Raw genomic sequence first — 15,113 nt, 5'->3', positions numbered from 1 at the left:
GATTCAAAATATTGAATGAATATGAAACAGAAAAGTACAGAGCAAAAACTCCTTTTCGTTACCGGAATCGGAACTGAAGTAGGGAAGACGGTATGCTCGGCGGTTTTAACGAAATACTTGAATGCAGATTACTGGAAACCGGTTCAGTCAGGCGATCTGGAATTTTCTGACACTATGAAAATAAAAGCATGGGTAGGAGAAACTACAGTTTGTCATCCGGAAACTTACCGTTTTCAGCTGGCCGCTTCACCTCATCAATCAGCTTTTGAGGAAAATATTGTAATTGATTTAAATGAATTCAATCTTCCGGAAACGGAAAACAATCTAATTATAGAAGGAGCAGGAGGGCTTATGGTTCCCTTAAATGAGAAAGATTTCATAATTGATCTTATTAAAAAATTAAATGTTCCTGCTGCATTGGTAGTAAGAAATTATTTAGGCTGTATCAATCATACTTTGTTATCAATTTTAGCTTTACATCAAAAAAAAATAAAACTTGAATACCTGATTCTTAACGGAAATTTTCCTCCCGACACAGAAAGAATAATATGTAAAAATATTCAGCCGGAAACAAAAATTATAAGAATTCCCGACATTGAAAATATAACAAAAGAAAATATAGAAAGTATTGTAAAACAATTAACAAAAATAGGATAATGGATAAAAAAAGTGAACTTAGAAATGACTGGACAAAAGAAGAAATAGAAGAAATATACAATCTTCCCCTTATGGAGCTTATTTATAAAGCTGCAACAGTTCATCGTGAATGGCACAATCCGGAAGAAGTACAGATATCTACCTTATTATCAATAAAAACCGGAGGCTGCCCGGAAGACTGTTCTTACTGCGGACAGGCAGCCAGACATCATACCAATATTAAAGTTCAGGCTTTACTCCCTACTGAACAGGTGATTGCCCATGCCCGAAAAGCAAAAGACAGCGGCTCCTCCCGTTTCTGTATGGCTGCCGCATGGCGCGAAGTACGTAATAACCGTGATTTTGATAGGGTAATTGATATGGTAAAAGGTGTTAATGATCTCGGAATGGAAGTTTGCTGTACCCTCGGAATGCTGACCGAAGAACAGGCAAAACGCCTTCAGGAAGCGGGTTTATATGCTTACAACCATAATCTTGATACTTCGGAGCAATATTACGAAGAGATTATTTCAACAAGAACTTTTGACAACAGAATTAACACAATAAACAATGTAAGAAAAGCCGGAATTACCGTATGTTCCGGCGGAATTATCGGGCTTGGAGAAACGCATAGAGACAGAATTTCCATGCTTCTGACACTTGCAACCATGCCAAAACATCCGGAATCCGTACCTATCAACGCACTGGCAAGAGTAGAGGGAACTCCGCTTGAAAATAATGAAAAAGTAGACACCTGGGAAATGGTAAGAATGATCGCCACTGCAAGAATTGTACTGCCTTCATCTATGGTAAGACTGAGTGCCGGAAGAATTGAAATGACAGAATTTGAGCAGGGATGGTGCTTCATGGCCGGAGCAAATTCCATCTTTACAGGAGAAAGGGAAACGCTGTTGGTAACACCCAATCCGGGAGTTTCAGAAGATATGAAAATGCTTCAGACGTTAGGTTTAAAACCAATGCAAAGAGAGAAGACGACATGCTAACATGTGAATGGTGAATAGTCAACTGTTAATTGTCAGTTTTTTAATGCTTGAATTCACTATTCACCATTCACTTTTTTCACAATTAATAATTGCTATGAATCTACAAGAGCGCGATAAAGCCGTTAACTGGCATCCCTACACCCAAATGAAAACTGCCGGAGATGCGATCCCAATTGTGAAGGGCAGGGGAGTTTACCTTTTTGATGAAGCAGGAAAACAATATATTGATGCGGTATCCTCATGGTGGGTAACCCTGCACGGTCATGCCAATCCTTATATTGCACAAAGGGTTTTTGAACAGCTGAATACTCTGGAACAGGTAATTTTCGCAGGTTTTACGCATGAGCCCGCCATCCAGCTTTCTGAAAATTTATTAAAGCTTTTACCAGAAAATCAGGAAAAAGTTTTTTATTCTGATAATGGCTCAACAGCCGTGGAAGTCGCATTAAAAATGTGCATTCAGCATGCCTACAATGAAGGAACGGAGAAAAAGAAAATTTTAGCTTTTAAAAATGCGTATCATGGAGATACATTCGGGGCAATGTCCGTGAGCGGCAGAAGTGTCTGGACAAAACCTTTTGGCGAGATGCTATTCGAAGTTATTTTCCTTGATACACCCAATCCCGATAATCTTGAAAATTTAAAAAATCAAATCAGGGAGTACAATGATGAGATTGCCTGCTTTATTTATGAACCGTTGGTTCAGGGGGCCGCAGGAATGCTGATGTATAATCCAGAAGACTTATCAGAATTAATGAATTTCTGCAAAAAGGAGAAAATTATTCTTGTTCAGGATGAAGTTTTTACAGGGTTTGGAAGAACAGGAAAATTATTTGCAGCGGATTATCTTTCGGAAAAACCGGATATTATGTGCTTCTCAAAAGGTCTTACCGGCGGGACAATGCCCATGGGAATTACAACATGTTCCAATGAAATCTTCAATGCTTTTTTATCTGATGATAAGTATAAAACACTATTTCACGGTCATTCATTTACAGCCAATCCGTTGGCCTGTACTGCAGCTTTGGCAAGTATGGAACTTTTATTAAAGCCAGAAACGTTGGAAAATATTGCTAAAATCAGTCAAAAGCATTCAGACTTTTCAGAAACCCTGAAGCAGCATCCGCAGGTAGAAAATGTTCGTCAGTGCGGGACCATTTTAGCCTGGGATTTCAAAACAGAGCAGCAGACTTCTTATTTTAATGATATCGGGAAGAAGGTTTATAATGAATTTTTAAAGCGCGGAATTATTATGAGACCGCTGGGAAATGTGATGTACCTGGTGCCTCCGTATTGTATAACTTTCTCTGAGCTGGATTTTATTTATAAAAATATTCTTGAAGTTCTTTCTGAATCAATATAACAGCTAATGAATGTTCATGGCTTGTTTTTTGGAGCTTAGGATAGTAAATAATTTTCTATGGTATCCCTATTTTTGTTAAAACTCGACTGGAAAGAACTGTTAATGGGTCATGAAGAATGGTCGTTTCTCCTTGAAATCATTCTGCGGACTTTTATCATGTTTGTAACCATCATCATCGGGCTGAGGATTCTGGGAAAGAGAGGAGTGAAGCAGCTTTCACTTTTTGAGCTTGTAGTTATTATCGGCCTGGGTTCGGCAGCTGGAGACCCGATGTTTAATAAGGATGTGGGAATAATATCGTCTATTATTGTCTTCATGGTCATTATCCTGCTGTACACGGTGGTTACTCATTTTATTGGTAAAAGCAAAAAATTTGAAAAGCTGGTAGAAGGAAAATCTATATGTCTTATAGAAAACGGGCAGTTTTCTATTGAAAATTTTAAGAAAGAAAATCTCGGCAGTGATGAATTTTTCGCAGAACTGCGGCTTAAAGGGATATCACAACTCGGCCAGATTGAAAAAGCTATTGAAGAAATTTCCGGAGAAATAAGTGTTTTTTATTTTGAAGATGAGAAGGTGAAATACGGCTTACCGATTATGCCTGATTCTTTGGAAAATCCATTAAATAAAATTACAAAAGACGGCTATTATTCATGTATATTTTGTGGATATACGGAAGAAAAAACTGCCTCTGGTGAAGCCATATGCCCGAAATGTAAAAAAGATGAGTGGATACCTTCCAGCAGTAAAAAACGTGTTACTTAAATGAAAAAGGCTCCAAAGAGGAGCCTAAAAAAAACACAAATGATGAAAAAAAATTATTTCGATTCGCAAATATAGTAAAAATAAATAACTTTTGACAATTCACTTCATAAAAAATCCCTTTCTAAAAAGAAAGGGACTACAGCTAACATAAAGAAATTATCTCAGACTATAAATAATGAGGCTATTGCCTGAGCGTCACTTCCGGTTAAAATTTCGTCATAAGCAGCCGAACCTGCAGCCGCCCCAAAAGCCGCCGCCGTATTGAAACCTGCCTGACTTGTATTATCTTCTCCGGCATACACAGCATTAGTGGCAGCCGGCATATTTCCTCCGTTTGCCAGTTCTATCCAGCCTTTATTGGCTCTCATTCTTCTTACCTGTGATGCATGTCTTGCCTCTACAGAATGGATCTGTAAAGCAGCCTGCAACACCACTTTATTAGACATTACATTTCCAGCCTGCCCTTTGTAAGCTCTTACCCCAGTATCTTCGAATGCCTGTGCAAGGATTAAGAATTGGTTATAATCAGTAAAAGGTGTAAAATTACCTCCCGCCGTAAAATCAAAGTTTGGTTTTGGACCAGGAGTAACCCCAAGGGAAGTCAATGTACTTTTAAGAAAAGTTACATGTGCGGATTCATGCTTTGCAATCTGCATAAAAACAACTTTATCTGCATTGGGAATTAATCCTGTAGCGGCCAGTCCCATTGCATAATATTCATTTTCCAGATATTCTAGCACCAGCGCCAGCTGGAGAGCATCTGTTAAAGCAGTTTTAAAGAAAGTTCCTCCCGAAACGGCTGTTGGTGTTTCTGCTTTTGCGGAAGTTGCCATTACAGTTCCCAGACCCAGAGGAACGGCTGCTACTGCAGCTTTTTTACCAAATGAAGAAGCATTGGTAAGTGTTTCTAATCTTGATGCTTCCATGGTGAAAAATTTGTCATTAGAAAGCTTATCTAGTATTTTTAGAATGTTCATAATAGTAATTTTTTGAATTAATGATTAAACAATTCCCCGTTCTTTCCAGGTAAAAGGTGTTTTGATAAATCCGCCGGCTGCCGTTACAATATCTTTAGGCTCCTTGGCAAGATCCAATCCGTTGGCATCTATTACATCATCACCAGAAAAAGCTGCTGTTCCGGGATTGATTAAATCTCTGATGGCTGCAGCATGTCTCGCTTCCACGGAAACTATTTTTCCGGCAATCACAAGATAATCCGGGTTGGAAATGTATTTTCCGGCTCCGTTATAAGCTGCAACACCGGTGTCTTCCAAAGCTTTGGCTGTGGCCAGTACAGAATTTCTGTCATTGAAGTTTACATTCGGGTACTGAAATTCCAAAGTAGGTAAGACATTGGAAGTTGCTCCGCTTATCGCAGCTTTAAAAAAATCGCGGTGGATTACCTCATGATGGTAAAGATCAGTGAAAATCTGTTTTTCTAGTGTGGAAATCCCGGAGTAGAAATTATTAACCACTTTAGTATAAAAATCTGCTTCCAGCTGTTCCAAAGCATAGGCATAGTTTAGTACTCCCACATCGCCCATACCAAGATCAAAAACCTTATTATCGACAAATTCAAAATTATCATCGTCACACCCGATCAGTGTAAGTCCGGCCATAGCAAGGCCCACACCGCTCAGTTTCAAAAAATTTCTTCTGCTTGTATCAAGGGTAGCTCCCTGAGTAGAAACATTGATGGTTTTTTTCATAATATTATTTGTTTTAAGTGTTATTTAATAGAGAAAACAACATAAAAAGATTATGCTGTTAAAAAAACTAAACTATTATGGCATCAGCACCGTATCAATTACATGAATAACTCCATTTGACTGATTTACATCAGCTATTGTTACTTTCGCATCGTTTCCTTTTGCATCTCTTACATAAAGGTTTTTCCCTTTTGTCCAGAAAGTAAGCTCTTCACCTTCCACTGTTTTCATCATACTTTTTCCGTCATTTGCTTTTACGGCAGCCCAGATTTGTGTAGCGTTAAATTTTCCAGGAAGAACATGATAAGTAAGAATTTTAGTAAGCATTGCCTTATTTTCAGGTTTTACCAAATTTTCCACTGTGCCTTTCGGAAGCTTTGCAAATGCTGCATCTGTAGGAGCCAGCACGGTGAAAGGCCCTGTTCCCTGTAAAGTTTCCACCAGACCTGCAGCTTTTACAGCAGCTACCAATGTCTTATGATCTTTAGAATTAACAGCATTTTCAATAATATTTTTTGAAGGATACATTGCTGCACCGCCCACCATCACAGTCTTTTCTTTCGTCATTTGTGCGAATGCGTTTCCACAGAAGGCAAACGATAAGGCGATCATACCCAGCATTGTGATTTTTGATTTCGTGTTCATTTTCGTTGATTTTTTAATTAATATTTTATTTGAATTTCTTTCTAAAATCATTTACGAGGCTGGTTTTCATTTAGATTTAAATTGTTTTAAATAAATTATAAACAACTATAAATCAGAAACTTAATTTTACATTTAAATTAAAAAACCACGACAATGAATAACAGATAGACAAGAATTAAGTCAAAATTTTAGATATTTTCAAACAATTGTTTAAAATCATTAATAATTCAAAAGAATTTTATGTTTTAGTTTGATATTTGTTTTATTTTATTATTTTTGAGAAGAAAAATTTTCACTATTAAAACAAACTATTCGGAAGAGGAACTTATCGTTTTACTAAAAGAAAAAAACGAAGCTGGTTTTCATCATTTGTATGATAACTATTCCGGCGCGTTGTATGGTATGATTCTCCGAATTGTTCAGTCTAAAGAATACACCGAAGAAGTTATCCAGGATGTTTTTGTGAAAATCTGGAATTCTATCCACCAATACGATTCATCAAAAGGAAGATTTTATACCTGGATGATCAATATTGCAAGAAATACCGCAATAGATTACCTGAAATCAAAAGGTTTCCAAAACGAGCTGAAAAACCAACCGCTTCCTGATTTCGTATATAACTCTGCAGAACTTTCAACAACCAATAATTCATCAGACTTTATAGGATTCAACAATATTCTTAAAAGCCTTGAAGTGGATAAGCAGGAAATGATAGATCTGGCTTATTACCAGGGATACACGCAAAATGAGATATCAGATAAACTGAAAATACCCCTGGGAACGGTAAAAACAAAAATGCGGAATGCACTGATGAAATTAAAAGATTTGCTAAAAGATTATCAATAAATTGAACACTAAAGAATACATATCATCCGGAATTATAGAATCTTATATTCTAGGTCTTGCTTCTCCCGAGGAAGCAGGGATTTTGGAGTGTGTGATGAAAAACAATGCTGAAGTAAAAGCCGCTTTTGAAGAAGCTCAGAAAACTTTGGAAGATCTGGCTACGGCTCAGGCTGTAACACCTCCAAGCAATCTAAAATCTAAGATCTGGAACAAAATCCAGCAGGAACAGGTTTTGGAACCTATTCAGCCGGTTGTTTCCACGGATATTCCTGCTGCAAAACCTCAGGAAGAAATAAAAATACAGGGGAACAGCAACTGGAAAGCATTTGCTATTGCTGCATCCGTTCTTTTTTTGGTAAGTGTTGCCGGAAATCTTTTTTGGATGAATTACCAATCCGATACCAAAAAAGAAATTGCACTCATGCAGGCCGAAAAAAAAGCCCAGGATCTTGCCCTGCAGAAAATGAACAAAAAAATGGAGATGTTCACCAATCCTGATATGAAAATGGTAATGCTGAAGGGTGTTGAAAAGCATGAAGAATCTAAAGCTATGGTTTTCTGGGACAAAAAAACAAAAGAAGTGTACCTGAACGCCGAAAATTTACCGAAAGCTCCTGAAGGCATGCAGTATCAGCTTTGGGCAATTGCAGACGGCAAGCCGGTAAACGCAGGAATGTACACTGAAGAAAAAGACAGCAAAATTGCCCTCGCACAGATTCCTAATGCCCAGGCTTTTGCCATAACACTGGAAAAGCAGGGTGGAAGCCCCGTTCCGACCATGGAGAATATGTATGTAATGGGAGAAATTTAAATTTTAACGATAAAAAAAAGACTAATTTTCACAATTAGTCTTTTTTTTCTAAACTCAACTTTATTCTTTGCTGGTATCTCTTTTGGGCTGCAAAATCAACCGTATCGAAGGGTTATTTGTAATGAATAATCTCAGCCAGTCTAATGCAAGCCGGACTTTGCTTCTGAATCCAACCAAAGGAATAATGTGAATGAAAAGCCAGGTAAGCCACGCAAAAAATCCTTTAAATGAGAACTTAGGAAGATCCACCACCGCATTGAATTTCGAGATAATAGCCATGCTTCCTTTATCATTATATTTAAATGGATTAAGCACTTTTCCGTCCTCAACTCTCTTTAAATTTCTTCCAAAATTCTTAGCATGCTGAATCGCAACCTGAGCTAATTGAGGATGTCCTTTCGGGTATTTTTCTTCTGTAAGCTGTAAAGCAATATCGCCTAAAGCATAAATATTTTTCGTTCCGTGGACTTTATTGTAAGCATCTACCAGTAATCTTCTTCCTTTCCCGATACTTTCCTCAGGAATACCGGGAACTTCACGCCCGATCACACCGGAAGTCCAGATTAATGTTTCCGTATCAATGGTTTTACCGTCTGCAAGAATCACTTTATTGTCTACGTAATCTTTTACCGCCGTATTAAGAATAATTTTCACTCCCAATTTCTCCAATTGCTTATGGGCCGCTTCCTGAGCCAGCTTACTCATAGGAGATAAAAGGGAAGGAAGTGCATCGATAAGGTAAATATTAGAAAGCCCGAGCTTGATTTCAGGATATTCTTTTTCCGCAATATACTGGCCCATTTCAGCAATCATTCCGGCAAGTTCCACACCGGTTGGCCCGCCGCCGGCAATCACAATATTCTGCAGTTTTTGAGCTTCTTTTACATTTTTATTTCTGGCCGCTTCTTCCAAAGTCAGCAACATATAATTCCTTAGATATAAAGCTTCCTCGATTGTCTTCATGGGAAGCGAGCATTTCTGCACGTTTTCCATCCCAAAGAAATTAGATTCCGTACCAAGAGCCAATGCCAGATAATCGTAGCTTAATGTTCCGGCATCTGTTTCAATCATGTTATTCTCCGGAATTACCTTTGTAAGGCTCCCCATGTGAAAGTTAACATTTTTATAATTTGAAATCAGCTTTCTGAAAGGGTAGCTGATATTGGAAGCTTCTATAAATGAAGTGGCAACCTGATAGATAAGCGGCGGAAAAAAGTGATAATTATTTTTATCAACCAGTGTGATCCTGAATCTGTTGTCATTCACCAACGTTTTTATAAGGTTGATTCCCGCGAATCCTCCGCCTACGATTACGATGTGCTTTTTCATATTGTAAGATATTGAAGTGGTACTCATTTTCCTTCAATAATAAAGCCAAATGCAGCTTTTGTAGTATTAATTTTATGTAAGAAACTTTTTACATTATTTATTTTAAGTATAAAAACAGTAAAAAGTAAACTTCAGTTTTCAATTTTTATAATTTAAATCAAAAAGACAGGAAACTTTAAACCTAAACTAATTTAAACTTTAAACGTTCAAACCAACCTCCCTGCACGATGTTTGTATTTCATAAGAAACCAAAATTTTAAATATTAAATTTATGAAATCAGACATTTTAACGGAAAAACATAAGCTAGGATTGGGCGGGGTAGCTATAGGAACTGCTTTTGAAGCTCTTACAGACGGAGATTCTTACGAAGTTCTGCAGAAAGCATGGGATTTAGGAATACGGTATTATGATACCTCTCCCTGGTATGGGCTGACTAAGAGTGAAAGAAGATTCGGGAATTTCCTTCACGGCCAAAACAGGGATGAATTTGTAATTTCTACAAAAGTGGGAAGATTATTTGTGGAAGTTCCTGAATCTGAAGTTCCTCCTACGATGTGGAAAGCTCCTCTGAACTACGACTTTGAGCATAATTATACCGCAGACGCCATTAAAAAATCCATAGAAGACAGTCTGGAAAGAACCCGGCTTAATCATATTGATATCGTTTATGTTCATGATCTTTCGGAAGATCAGGTGGGAGACAGGTATCCTTATTTTCTGAAACAAGCCAGGGAAGGAGCTTTCAAAGTTTTATCAGAATTAAGAGATCAGGGCGTTATCAAAGCATGGGGAATGGGGGTCAATAAAATAGAACCAATTTTGGACTGCCTGGATTCTGCTGATCCTGATATTTGTCTTTCGGCAACTCAATATTCAATTCTTGAGCATGAAGATGCGGTTGACAGGCTTCTGCCGGCTGTAAAAAAAGCAGGTGTAAAGCTGGTTTCCGGCGCGGGATTTAATTCAGGATTTATCAATAGCAGGCCGCGATATAATTATAAGGATGTTATCCCAAAAGGAATGACCGAAAAACGCAATAAAATCAGTGAAATTGCAAAAAGGCATGGAATTGATATTGTAGATGCGGCACTGCATTTTGTACTGGCTGCTGACGAGTTCGCTTCAATTATTCCCGGTGCCAGCAAACCTGAGCAGGTAGAAAAAAATGTGAATGCCCTGCATAAAAAAATTCCGGCAGATTTCTGGAAAGAATTGAAATCAGAAGGCTTGATTTATGAAAAAGCCCAGGTTCCTCAATAGAAATTGATCCTATAAAAAAAGAAAATCTTCTGTAATTCTACAGAAGATTTTTTCACTTTAAAAATAAAAAACTGGAAATTAAGAATGTATGTTTTCCCATTTCCAGCTTTATATCTTCAGTTTCTTAAACGAACTAATCTAAGGGCCTTCTGCCTGTAATAATGTTATAAAGAATTACAATGATGGCAATAACAAGCAATACGTGGACTAGATATCCTGTGCTCATTCCCGGAACAATTCCTAGCATTCCTAAAAGCCATACTACAATACAAATGACTGCGACTAACCATAATATACTTCTCATGACTAAAAAATTTTTAATGTTATATACCTTGTCTAATACACATATTGTGCCTTTTTAAAAAAACAAGTTTAAAATTAATAGCATTAAACAAATTTTAGTTGATTTTTTAAACGTTTAATCAAAAAAATATTGCAGAAGATTAAATAATATTAAAATGCTTCAAAGCCTTTTCAATTCCATCATTATCAACATCTTCCGTAATATAATCTGCAATTTCTTTCACATTATCATTTGCATTTCCCATGGCAATCCCAATTTTTGTGCATTTTAACATCGAAATATCATTTCCGCCATCACCAAATGCCATCGTCTCGGAAATATCAATCCCGAAATGCTCACAAAATATCCCGATTCCGATTTCTTTACTGATGCCTCCCGGATTTACGTCCGCAAAAAGGGGAGTCCATCTGGATGCCGTACTGTTGGGCATTACGTTATCCATAAATTGCTGTTCAGCATCAGGACGAAGAAAAATGTTAGCCTGAAGTACATTATCCGTATCAATATTTTCTTTATTATGAATAGGAGGGACAGGAAGATTAACATGAGCATACATCCCGACAACTTCCGGAGTAGCATCATTAATTTCTACCTTATTTTCATACATCAGCGAAAAGCTGAGCGGATTATTTTCAGCATAATTTACCAACGCCTTTATATCTTTCGGGTCAATTGTCTTTTTGAATAATATCTCACCATCCGTGGTGGCACAATACCCGCCGTTAAAGGTGATGAAACCGTCAAAATCAATATGTGAGATATGTGCTAGAGTATTGATAGATCTGCCCGTAGCAACAATTACTTTTATTCCTTTCCTGCGTAATTCTTTAATCACATTTAGTGTAGAATCCGGTACTTTATTGGTTTTAAAGCTAATTAAAGTCCCGTCAATGTCAAAAAATACAGCTTTAATGGTAGGAGTGTCCTTCATATTATAAGTAAAATTTGGAATTATTTTACAAAAATACAATAATAATATTTTGATTAATGGTTTAAGCTTACATTATTGAATTGTTATTATAAATTTAAAATGGGTGATGCTGGAAGCTGGGAGTTAGGAGAGGGAAGTTTATTAAAGATGAAATTCTATTTAATTTTACGCCAATTCGGAATTATTTAAGCCTGGCAGTAACTTCCAGCTTCATTCTTCCAGCTTCAAGCCAATTATAATAAGTTACAATATCCCTACAGGCATAATAATTGTACAAATTCTTAAACACCACAAAATATTTTATCATGGAAAATCAAAAAGAAATATCTGTATTAAATGATCTTCTGCACATTACAAATGACAGAATTGAAGGTTTTGGAAAAGTAGACGGGAAAATCTGGGAAAAATACCCCGATGTGAAAGATGATTATGAACACATGATTTCACAAACGAAGCTGATGAAAGTTGAGCTCATTGATTTAATCAACGACAAAGGCGGTAAGGCGGAAGATTCTTCATCAGTGGCCGGAGCATTGCACAGAACCTGGATTGATATCAAAAATTCTTTCATGTCTGCTAACGTAAATTCTACATTGGAGCATGTAGTTTTTGGAGAAAAAGCTGCCGTAGAAGCTTATCAGAATGCTTTAAACAGCGGAGAATTGTCACCGGAAAGTTCAAAAATAGTTGAAGAACAATATAGAAGCATTAATGATTCTTATCATCAGTTTGAAAAAATGAAAGAATATAAAAGCAAAGACTAAAATTATTCTACGATTAAAATAAATTCTTATCTAGACAGGTAAGAATTTTTTTGTTTTGAATAATAGCAAAAACTCATTGGTAAGGCTGATTTCACGAATATTTAATTTCCCGGAAATATTCACAATTTAACATAATATAAATTATAGGACTTTTTAAATTTTAGAATTTAAACCCAAAACATCATTTTTTTTAATCAAAATTTGTGTAGTCAAATAACTTCATATATATTTGTAGTCAAATAGCTACATAATGAATTTAAGACGGGATGTATTTCAGGCAATAGCTGACCCTACAAGAAGATCAATTTTGATGCTGGTCGCTGCGCAATCTATGACAGCCGGAGCCATTGCATCTAATTTTGATACGGCCAGACCTACAGTGTCCAAACATATTCAGATTCTTACAGAATGTGAATTATTAACAGCTGAGCAAAGCGGCCGGGAAATCATCTATCACCTGAATCCAAATAAAATGAAAGAAATTGCCGATTTTATAGAACCTTTCCGAAAAATGTGGGACGACAGATTCAATAAGCTGGAAAGCATCATGAAAAATTATCAGCAAAAAAAATAGAAATATGGAACTAAAAACAAAAATTCACGCCGAAGACGGCAAACAGGAAATATTCATTATCAGAGAATTTGATCTTCCTGTAGAACTGCTTTTCAAGGCTTATACATTACCCGGACTTTCCAAATGGAAAATACACCGTTTCCTGTACAGATAGAATTTTTGGAGTTTGAAAAAATTTCTGACGGAAAAAGTAAGATTACCATTCAAACTATTTATAAATCAGTGGATTTCAGGGATCAGCATTTGAAAATGCCTTTTGCACAGGGTATTAATATGGCTCACAACCGCCTGCAGGAAATTATTGAAAAGTTGGAAAATTAGAAGTTAGAGATTTACTCAAATATCTTTTATCTTTTATCTTTTATCTTTTATCTTTTATCTTTTATCTTTTATCTAAAATAAAAAACATCATGAACACAAACATTGATTTCTTTTTTGACAAAGCTAAACAATGGCAGAAAGAATTTGAAAAATTAAGGACCATCGCACTGGATACAGCTCTTGAAGAAGAATTAAAATGGGGATGTCCGTGCTACACCTATCATGGGAAAAATATTTTCCTAATTCACGGTTTTAAAGAATATTGTGCACTGTTGTTTTTTAAAGGTGCTTTACTTAATGATTCAGAAAATTAGACCTTCAGACAGAAAAATTAATCTAAATCCTTAATACTTTTGATATGAACAAAAAGAAACTGTCCGTAGAACAAAGTGAAGAGCTTTTAAAAGTTCTAAAATCACGATTTGAAAAAAATATGAGCCGTCATAAAAATCTCGACTGGCAGAAAATCCTTGCAAAACTCGAAAAAAATACCGAAAAGCTATGGTCATTACATGAAATGGAACAGACTGAGGGTGAGCCAGATGTGATAGACTATGATAAAAAAACAGATGAATATATCTTTGCAGACTGCTCGCCGGAAAGCCCGAAACGAAGAAGTCTCTGCTACGATTATCAGGCCTGGGAAAGCAGAAAAGCCAATAAGCCGGAAAGCAATGTAATTGATAAAGCTTCAGAAATGGGCATTGAACTTCTGACGGAGGAGCAATACCGTAAGCTTCAGGAATTAGGAAAATTTGACCAAAAAACTTCAAGCTGGGTAAAAACGCCTGCAAACATCCGTGAACTTGGAGGGGCTATTTTCTGTGACAGACGTTACAATACTGTTTTCATGTATCATAACGGTGCAGATTCTTACTATGCTACAAGAGGTTTCAGAGGCTGTCTTAAAGTGTAAAAAATTAAGCAAATAAAAATGAGTTGTGAATATTTTTCATAACTCATTTTTTTTATTTCTTCTGAAAATTAAGAACAGTAAAATCAATTTTTTTTCAGCCACGGAGATTCTACACTCCAGAATATGATGTTTACTCCAAGATAATTTTCTGCATAAGCTACAAATTCTTCTTTCGTGAACGGTTTTTTGGTTTTTGGATTTTTATAACACAGCTGAATCCGGTTTTATCACGCTTCATATCAATATCAATGGCGGTTTCCGGTAAATTAATCCCCTGGATTTTACCATCGAACTTTATGGCTAACTCTCCTATCAGCTTTTGAAATCTTTTTCTGACCGCAGGATTCCATTGTTGGGTAACCCACCCGTTTCCTACAGGTTTATTTTCCCCGGGATTATCATACTGAGGCACCAAACCGCCGGAATATTCTTTATCATTCAGTATATAATCAGGTACATATCTTGCTTTGGGCTCGAAAAATCTGTCCTGCAGCTGGATGAATAATTTCCTGTTTAATTTCGTAAGATATTCCAAATCTTTCTCTATCCTTGAAAAATCATAAACATCTTTCGCTGTTTCCAAAGATTTCCAGTTATAAACAATCTGAACTCCTCCGATATCTTTTCTTGTAATAAGCTTTTCAATTTTCTGCAGATCACCAGATGATGTGTAGATATAATTTTGTGGGGGTTCTGCTTTTGAAAAATTAAAGCTTAAAATTAACGAAAATAAAACGCTGAGCTTAAATATCCTTTTCATAATTGTAAATTTTATCAATAATACGCATCACATTCTGTGCCCCTATTATATTTAGTATTATACGGTAAATATTGAGCGAAAAAATTTTAAGCAATTCTCAGCAATTAGGAAAAAATTGTTCAATCACATTAATTTAATAAAAAATTTACTTCACATAAAAATACTATTATTATT

19 protein-coding genes and 1 pseudogene are annotated in these 15,113 nt (G+C 36.3%); 13 read left to right on the top strand and 7 right to left on the bottom strand.

The window, feature by feature from the left end; genetic code table 11:
* Positions 1 to 21 precede the first annotated feature (21 nt).
* From bioD to H560_RS0106705, 4 genes are all read left to right on the top strand, one after another.
* Positions 22 to 657 (top strand): dethiobiotin synthase, encoded by a 636-nt coding sequence (gene bioD / locus H560_RS0106720; protein ID WP_027379330.1) that lies wholly within the window; start codon positions 22 to 24, stop codon positions 655 to 657.
* Positions 657 to 1,640, top strand: a complete 984-nt coding sequence (gene bioB, locus H560_RS0106715; protein ID WP_027379329.1) for a biotin synthase BioB — start codon at positions 657 to 659, stop codon at positions 1,638 to 1,640. Before bioD ends, bioB begins: the two co-directional genes overlap by 1 nt.
* 94 nt (positions 1,641 to 1,734) lie before the next feature.
* On the top strand, positions 1,735 to 3,003 hold the full coding sequence (bioA, locus tag H560_RS0106710; protein ID WP_027379328.1) for an adenosylmethionine--8-amino-7-oxononanoate transaminase: 1,269 nt from the start codon (positions 1,735 to 1,737) through the stop codon (positions 3,001 to 3,003).
* A gap of 57 nt (positions 3,004 to 3,060) precedes the next feature.
* Complete coding sequence (locus H560_RS0106705) at positions 3,061 to 3,768, top strand: DUF421 domain-containing protein (protein WP_027379327.1); 708 nt, start codon at positions 3,061 to 3,063, stop codon at positions 3,766 to 3,768.
* A gap of 161 nt (positions 3,769 to 3,929) precedes the next feature.
* On the opposite strand, the gene H560_RS0106700 is transcribed toward H560_RS0106705, so the two are convergent.
* From H560_RS0106700 to H560_RS0106690, 3 genes are all read right to left on the bottom strand, one after another.
* Complete coding sequence (locus tag H560_RS0106700; protein WP_027379326.1) at positions 3,930 to 4,745, bottom strand: ferritin-like domain-containing protein; 816 nt, start codon at positions 4,743 to 4,745, stop codon at positions 3,930 to 3,932.
* 24 nt (positions 4,746 to 4,769) lie between these two features.
* The gene (locus tag H560_RS0106695) at positions 4,770 to 5,477 is read right to left on the bottom strand and encodes a ferritin-like domain-containing protein (RefSeq protein ID WP_027379325.1); all 708 of its coding nucleotides are present in this window, start codon (positions 5,475 to 5,477) and stop codon (positions 4,770 to 4,772) included.
* Positions 5,478 to 5,552: 75 nt separating this feature from the next.
* Complete coding sequence (locus H560_RS0106690) at positions 5,553 to 6,122, bottom strand: fasciclin domain-containing protein (protein WP_027379324.1); 570 nt, start codon at positions 6,120 to 6,122, stop codon at positions 5,553 to 5,555.
* A gap of 276 nt (positions 6,123 to 6,398) precedes the next feature.
* Between H560_RS0106690 and H560_RS0106685 the strand changes: the two genes are divergently transcribed.
* Together H560_RS0106685 and H560_RS0106680 are read left to right on the top strand one after the other, a co-directional pair.
* On the top strand, positions 6,399 to 6,968 hold the full coding sequence (locus H560_RS0106685) for an RNA polymerase sigma factor (protein ID WP_228372433.1): 570 nt from the start codon (positions 6,399 to 6,401) through the stop codon (positions 6,966 to 6,968).
* A 1-nt stretch (position 6,969) separates the two neighbouring features.
* The gene (locus tag H560_RS0106680) at positions 6,970 to 7,779 is read left to right on the top strand and encodes an anti-sigma factor (protein WP_027379322.1); all 810 of its coding nucleotides are present in this window, start codon (positions 6,970 to 6,972) and stop codon (positions 7,777 to 7,779) included.
* A gap of 60 nt (positions 7,780 to 7,839) precedes the next feature.
* Here H560_RS0106680 and H560_RS0106675 read toward each other — a convergent pair whose 3' ends face one another.
* Entirely contained in the window at positions 7,840 to 9,108 is a 1,269-nt protein-coding gene (locus H560_RS0106675) for an NAD(P)/FAD-dependent oxidoreductase (protein ID WP_027379321.1), read from the bottom strand.
* 271 nt (positions 9,109 to 9,379) lie between these two features.
* Between H560_RS0106675 and H560_RS0106670 the strand changes: the two genes are divergently transcribed.
* Positions 9,380 to 10,369, top strand: a complete 990-nt coding sequence (locus H560_RS0106670) for an aldo/keto reductase (protein WP_027379320.1) — start codon at positions 9,380 to 9,382, stop codon at positions 10,367 to 10,369.
* A gap of 133 nt (positions 10,370 to 10,502) precedes the next feature.
* Here H560_RS0106670 and H560_RS22930 read toward each other — a convergent pair whose 3' ends face one another.
* Positions 10,503 to 10,673 carry a lmo0937 family membrane protein gene (locus H560_RS22930; protein WP_155844974.1) on the bottom strand — a complete coding sequence of 57 codons (171 nt, stop codon included), beginning with the start codon at positions 10,671 to 10,673 and terminating at the stop codon, positions 10,503 to 10,505.
* Positions 10,674 to 10,812: 139 nt separating this feature from the next.
* Positions 10,813 to 11,604 (bottom strand): Cof-type HAD-IIB family hydrolase, encoded by a 792-nt coding sequence (locus tag H560_RS0106665; RefSeq protein ID WP_027379319.1) that lies wholly within the window; start codon positions 11,602 to 11,604, stop codon positions 10,813 to 10,815.
* A gap of 305 nt (positions 11,605 to 11,909) precedes the next feature.
* On the opposite strand from H560_RS0106665, the gene H560_RS0106650 reads away from it, so the two are divergent.
* The 6 genes and pseudogenes from H560_RS0106650 (at position 11,910) to H560_RS0106630 (ending at position 14,179) form a co-directional block, all read left to right on the top strand.
* A complete protein-coding gene (locus H560_RS0106650) occupies positions 11,910 to 12,368 on the top strand; it encodes a PA2169 family four-helix-bundle protein (RefSeq protein WP_027379318.1) in 459 nt (152 codons plus the stop codon).
* Between the two features lie 250 nt (positions 12,369 to 12,618).
* The gene (locus H560_RS0106645; protein WP_027379317.1) at positions 12,619 to 12,942 is read left to right on the top strand and encodes an ArsR/SmtB family transcription factor; all 324 of its coding nucleotides are present in this window, start codon (positions 12,619 to 12,621) and stop codon (positions 12,940 to 12,942) included.
* Positions 12,943 to 12,946: 4 nt separating this feature from the next.
* Positions 12,947 to 13,096 (top strand): hypothetical protein, encoded by a 150-nt coding sequence (locus H560_RS23740; protein ID WP_394330255.1) that lies wholly within the window; start codon positions 12,947 to 12,949, stop codon positions 13,094 to 13,096.
* Complete coding sequence (locus H560_RS23735) at positions 13,066 to 13,263, top strand: hypothetical protein (protein ID WP_394330254.1); 198 nt, start codon at positions 13,066 to 13,068, stop codon at positions 13,261 to 13,263. Before H560_RS23740 ends, H560_RS23735 begins: the two co-directional genes overlap by 31 nt.
* A gap of 89 nt (positions 13,264 to 13,352) precedes the next feature.
* A pseudogene (locus tag H560_RS21215) lies at positions 13,353 to 13,571 on the top strand (DUF1801 domain-containing protein); the annotation flags it as partial.
* Positions 13,572 to 13,621: 50 nt separating this feature from the next.
* On the top strand, positions 13,622 to 14,179 hold the full coding sequence (locus H560_RS0106630) for a DUF4256 domain-containing protein (protein WP_027379316.1): 558 nt from the start codon (positions 13,622 to 13,624) through the stop codon (positions 14,177 to 14,179).
* A 157-nt stretch (positions 14,180 to 14,336) separates the two neighbouring features.
* Here the strand turns inward: H560_RS0106630 and H560_RS21210 are convergent, their stop codons facing one another.
* Positions 14,337 to 14,939, bottom strand: coding sequence for a hypothetical protein (locus H560_RS21210; protein ID WP_051289200.1), 603 nt, complete (start codon positions 14,937 to 14,939; stop codon positions 14,337 to 14,339).
* Positions 14,940 to 15,113 lie beyond the last annotated feature (174 nt).

Origin of the sequence: Chryseobacterium daeguense DSM 19388, from assembly GCF_000430825.1 — a bacterium.
Taxonomy (GTDB): domain Bacteria; phylum Bacteroidota; class Bacteroidia; order Flavobacteriales; family Weeksellaceae; genus Chryseobacterium; species Chryseobacterium daeguense.
Note: the sequence above shows the minus strand (reverse complement) of the source record. Positions and strands in the feature narration are given on the sequence as shown.